The 803-nt window shown below is 71.7% G+C and carries 1 protein-coding gene; it reads right to left on the reverse strand.

Annotated features, from left to right (window positions below; translation table 11 throughout):
* Positions 1 to 803, reverse strand: an 803-nt coding sequence (locus tag TN53_RS41300) for a glycoside hydrolase family 43 protein (protein ID WP_046264033.1), incomplete at both ends; no start/stop codon positions are given.

An 803-nucleotide genomic window follows, 5' to 3' on the forward strand; every position in this document is an offset into this window, starting at 1 on the left:
ACTCCGGGGCGGGAGAGCGCAGTTCGAGCGGCCCGGGCAGCGGCCACCCGTCCTCCCAGCGCACCGGCACCAGGAAGGTCTCCCGGCCCATGCCGTGGTAGAGGGGCGTGTCGCCGCGCGGCCGGGTGCCCAGCAGCACCATCCACCAACTGCCGTCCTTCGCCTGAACCAGATCGGCGTGGCCGGTGTTCTGCACCGGATGGCTGGTGCTGCGGTGGGACAGCACCGGGTTGGCCGGGTGCGGTTCGAACGGGCCCGGCAGAGTGCGGGCGCGGGCCAGCGACAGCGCGTGTCCGCGTTCCGCCCCGCCCTCCGACAGCAGCAGGTACCACCACTCGCCGATCCGGTAGAGGTGCGGTCCCTCCGGGTACTGCAGCCCGGAGCCGGACCACATCTGCACCGGCTCGCCGAGCAGTTCACCGGATTTCGGGTCGATACGCACCGCGCGGATCCCGCCCGCGGAAAAGACGCACCAGCAGGTGCCGTCCTCTTCCCAGGACAGGGAGGGGTCGATGCCGGGGATGTCGATCGGTACCGGGTCCGACCCCGGGCCGGCGGGGTCCTCGGCGGTCACCAGGGCGTTGCCCGCCCCGGCGACCACGGTCGTGATCAGCCAGAACAGGCCGTCGTGATGGCGCAGGGTGGGTGCGTACACCCCGGTGGAGGAGGGTGCCGTGTCGGGCAGTGCCATCTGGGAGGGCCGGTCCAGGGCGTGCCCGATCAGCCGCCAGTGCACGAGGTCCCGGCTGTGCCAGATGGGCACGCCGGGGACGTATTCGAAGCTGGACGTCGCTACGTAGTAG

This window comes from Streptomyces sp. WM6386, from assembly GCF_000972385.1.
GTDB lineage: Bacteria > Actinomycetota > Actinomycetes > Streptomycetales > Streptomycetaceae > Streptomyces.